This is a genomic window from Pseudomonas sp., from assembly GCF_050739995.1.
Taxonomy (GTDB): domain Bacteria; phylum Pseudomonadota; class Gammaproteobacteria; order Pseudomonadales; family Pseudomonadaceae; genus Aquipseudomonas.
The window spans coordinates 1-4,121 of the sequence record NZ_JBOICG010000251.1; the positions used below are offsets into that span (position 1 = coordinate 1).

Sequence of the window (4,121 nt, forward strand, 5' to 3'; positions counted from 1 at the left end):
GCGCAGAACTTACTCTGGGCGAACCTGTGCAGCTTGCATACCCTTTTGGCCTTTCTCAGCCACGAAGGAAACGGTTTGGCCTTCTTTCAGGCTTTTGAAACCGTCGCTTTCGATAGCTTTGAAGTGTACGAACAGGTCGTCACCGCCACCTTGAGGAGTGATGAAGCCGAAGCCTTTTTCATCGTTGAACCATTTAACGGTGCCGGTTTGGCGATTAGACATGGTGTATCTCCAAGAAACATATATTTTCAGTAGTGCTGTGCTGCTCAGGCCAACTGGGCACACTGGGCTATCATAGTCGAAATGTTCGGCTTGGGAGCCCCCCCAAGGCATTGTTTGCCAATCAATAGCGTTGAGTTTGGTGCTTTGCTCGGCTGGAAGCCCCGTTCTACGGGGCTTTGACGCGAAATATCAGCTGTTAAAAAAAGCCGTAAAAGCTACGTAATTTGTGAGAAATGGCAGTTTTAGGGCCATTTTTTCAGCAGCGCAGCTGTGTGATCAGCTGTAAATCTTACTTTTTCTTCACGACTTTGCAGGACGAAATAGCCGCGACTGCTTTGTTTTTAAGCTCCGGGCTGGCGTTCTGGTTGGTCATGAGCTCCTTGATTTCGGCAGTGCTCAATTCTGCGTTGATCTTGTCAGCGCCACATTCGCAGTGGGCTTTGGCAGTTTTGACGTCTACGTTCTGGCTGGCGGCTGCGCTGCAGTCGCTGATGAAGCTGTCGCGGGCACCGGCTGGCCAGTTCGACGGGGCTGCGGCCTGCGCACCAAGGGAAAGGAGGGTCAGGGAAGCGGCGAGAGCGAGGGTCGAGGTGAAACGCATCATAAGGATGCTCCTTTGGGTCGAGGACGAACGGCGATTCTCAGTGGCTTTGAGGGCTGACGTACAGCCCAAGTTCACTTTTGCAGCTATTAAAGGCCGAATTTGTATTTACGCAAGATAGCGGCGGCGCGATGACCGTTCATCTGTGCTAGCATCGTGCGCTTGGCTATTTACAGGTGCGCCAATTGCCGCCTTGCCATGTTTTTAGCTCACTCCAGTCACTCTGGTTCGATTATCGGTTGGCCGAAAGGCTCCTGCCGCTGTAAGGCAGGCGTTCATCACTGAACGGCCTGGTGTTGGATCTTGTACTGGCTCATCCCAACCCACGTGACCTTTGGTAGGGGTCACCACTAGGAGAGGAGGCGCCATGCCAACTATTACTCTTCCCGACGGCAGTCAACGTTCATTCGATCATTCGGTTTCCGTAGCCGAGGTCGCCGCATCCATCGGTGCCGGTTTGGCCAAGGCCACCGTGGCCGGCAAGGTCGACGGCAAGCTGGTTGATGCCAGCGACCTGATCACCTCCGATGCCAGCCTGCAAATCATCACGCCCAAGGATCAAGAGGGGCTGGAGATCATTCGCCACTCTTGCGCGCACTTGATTGGCCATGCGGTCAAGCAACTGTACCCAACCGCGAAAATGGTGATCGGCCCGGTCATCGAAGAAGGCTTCTACTACGACATCGCCTACGAACGTCCTTTCACTCCGGACGACCTCGCGGCCATCGAACAGCGCATGCATGCGTTGATCGAAAAAGATTATGACGTGATCAAGAAAGTCACGCCGCGCGCCGAAGTGATCGACGTGTTCACCGCCCGTGGCGAAGACTACAAGTTGCGTCTGGTGGAAGACATGCCGGACGAGCAGGCCATGGGCCTGTACTATCACGAAGAATACGTCGACATGTGCCGTGGCCCGCACGTGCCGAACACGCGTTTCCTCAAGTCGTTCAAGCTGACCAAGCTGTCCGGTGCCTACTGGCGCGGTGATGCGAAGAATGAGCAACTTCAGCGTATCTATGGCACTGCTTGGGCTGACAAGAAGCAGCTGGCCGCCTACATCCAGCGCATCGAAGAAGCTGAAAAGCGCGATCACCGCAAGATCGGCAAGCGCCTGAACCTGTTCCACCTTCAGGAAGAAGCGCCGGGTATGGTGTTCTGGCACCCGAACGGCTGGACTCTGTACCAAGTGCTTGAACAGTACATGCGCAAGGTTCAGCGCGAAAACGGCTACCTGGAGATCAAGACTCCTCAGGTTGTTGACCGTAGCCTGTGGGAGAAGTCCGGGCACTGGGCCAACTATGCCGACAACATGTTCACCACCCAGTCGGAAAACCGCGACTACGCCATCAAGCCAATGAACTGCCCTTGCCACGTGCAAGTGTTCAACCAAGGCCTGAAGAGCTACCGCGAGTTGCCGATGCGCCTGGCCGAGTTCGGTGCTTGCCACCGTAACGAACCATCGGGTGCGCTGCACGGCATCATGCGTGTGCGTGGCTTCACCCAGGACGATGCCCACATCTTCTGCACCGAAGAGCAGATGCAGGCCGAGTCCGCCGCGTTCATCAAGCTGACCATGGACGTTTATCGCGATTTCGGCTTTACCGAAGTCGAAATGAAGCTGTCCACTCGTCCGGAAAAACGCGTCGGTTCCGACGAGCTGTGGGATCGCGCCGAAGCGGCACTGGCCGCAGCGCTCGACAGTGCGGGCCTTGCGTACGACCTGCAGCCGGGCGAGGGTGCGTTTTATGGTCCGAAGATCGAGTTCTCGCTGAAAGATTGCCTTGGCCGCGTCTGGCAGTGTGGTACCCTGCAGCTCGATTTTAACCTGCCGATCCGTCTGGGAGCCGAATATGTCTCCGAAGACAACAGCCGTAAACACCCGGTTATGCTGCACCGGGCGATCCTTGGTTCGTTCGAACGGTTCGTCGGTATCCTGATCGAGCACTACGAGGGTGCATTCCCTGCGTGGCTGGCTCCGACCCAGGCAGTGATCATGAATATCACTGATAAACAGGCAGATTTTGCCGCAGAAGTTGAAAAAACACTCAACGAAAGCGGGTTTCGTGCCAAGTCCGACTTGAGAAATGAAAAGATCGGCTTTAAAATCCGCGAGCATACTTTGCTCAAGGTTCCCTATCTTTTGGTTATCGGAGATCGGGAAGTCGAGATGCAGACTGTCGCTGTGCGTACTCGTGAAGGTGCTGACCTGGGCTCGATGCCCGTCGCCCAGTTCGCTGAGTTCCTCGCGCAAGCGGTTTCCCGGCGTGGTCGCCCAGATTCGGAGTAATTATTATTAAGCGTGAAATGAGACAAGATAAACGAGCTGCACCGAAAGCCCCGATCAACGAGAATATCTCGGCACGCGAGGTTCGGTTAATTGGCGCTGACGGCGAGCAGATTGGCATCGTCTCGATTGATGAAGCGCTTCGTATCGCTGAAGAGTCCAAATTGGACCTGGTGGAAATCTCCGCCGACGCAGTCCCGCCTGTTTGCCGGGTGATGGACTACGGCAAGTCGATCTTCGAAAAGAAGAAGCAGATTGCTGCGGCGAAGAAGAACCAGAAGCAGATTCAAGTAAAAGAAATCAAGTTTCGTCCAGGGACGGAGGAAGGGGATTACCAGGTAAAACTGCGCAACCTGGTACGTTTCCTGAGTGATGGGGACAGGGCCAAGGTATCCTTGCGATTCCGCGGCCGTGAGATGGCCCACCAGGAGCTGGGGATGGAACTTCTCAAGCGGGTTGAAGCTGACCTGCTCGAGTACGGTTCGGTCGAACAGCATCCTAAGATGGAAGGACGCCAGCTGATCATGGTCATCGCCCCGAAAAAGAAGAAGTAATCAACAGGGCACGGCAGGCCTTCTGATTATGTTTATCAACTGAATGCGGAGTATCCGAACATGCCAAAGATGAAGACTAAAAGTGGTGCTGCTAAGCGGTTTCTGAAAACTGCTAACGGTATCAAGCACAAGCACGCTTTCAAGAGCCACATCCTGACCAAAATGTCGACCAAGCGTAAGCGTCAACTGCGCGGTAGCAGCTTGCTGCATCCGTCTGACGTGGCAAAAGTCGAGCGCATGCTGCGCCTTCGTTAATTTTTGGATCAAGAATAGAGGAAGTAACTCATGGCTCGTGTAAAGCGTGGCGTCATTGCCCGTAAGCGTCACAAAAAAATTCTGAAACTTGCTAAAGGCTACTACGGCGCGCGTTCACGCGTATTCCGTGTTGCCAAGCAAGCGGTAATCAAGGCTGGCCAATACGCCTACCGTGACCGTCGTCAGAAAAAACGTCAGTTCC

The 4,121-nt window shown here is 54.5% G+C and carries 6 protein-coding genes; 4 read left to right on the plus strand and 2 right to left on the minus strand.

Annotation, left to right across the window (positions count from 1 at the left end; translation table 11 throughout):
• Positions 1–9: 9 nt before the first annotated feature.
• The gene (locus ACRESD_RS08455; RefSeq protein WP_003179963.1) at positions 10–222 is read right to left on the minus strand and encodes a cold-shock protein; all 213 of its coding nucleotides are present in this window, start codon (positions 220–222) and stop codon (positions 10–12) included.
• Positions 223–511: 289 nt separating this feature from the next.
• The gene (locus ACRESD_RS08460; RefSeq protein WP_431750511.1) at positions 512–826 is read right to left on the minus strand and encodes a hypothetical protein; all 315 of its coding nucleotides are present in this window, start codon (positions 824–826) and stop codon (positions 512–514) included.
• A 364-nt stretch (positions 827–1,190) separates the two neighbouring features.
• Between ACRESD_RS08460 and thrS the strand changes: the two genes are divergently transcribed.
• The 4 genes from thrS to rplT all read left to right on the plus strand — a co-directional run.
• A complete protein-coding gene (gene thrS / locus ACRESD_RS08465) occupies positions 1,191–3,113 on the plus strand; it encodes a threonine--tRNA ligase (RefSeq protein ID WP_025857830.1) in 1,923 nt (640 codons plus the stop codon).
• Positions 3,113–3,664, plus strand: a complete 552-nt coding sequence (gene infC, locus ACRESD_RS08470) for a translation initiation factor IF-3 (RefSeq protein ID WP_169850653.1) — start codon at positions 3,113–3,115, stop codon at positions 3,662–3,664. Before thrS ends, infC begins: the two co-directional genes overlap by 1 nt.
• A 60-nt stretch (positions 3,665–3,724) precedes the next feature.
• Positions 3,725–3,919, plus strand: a complete 195-nt coding sequence (gene rpmI / locus ACRESD_RS08475; protein ID WP_002553160.1) for a 50S ribosomal protein L35 — start codon at positions 3,725–3,727, stop codon at positions 3,917–3,919.
• Positions 3,920–3,949: 30 nt separating this feature from the next.
• Positions 3,950–4,121 (plus strand): 50S ribosomal protein L20 (gene rplT / locus ACRESD_RS08480; protein ID WP_431745113.1); only part of this gene is annotated, 172 nt, incomplete at its 3' end.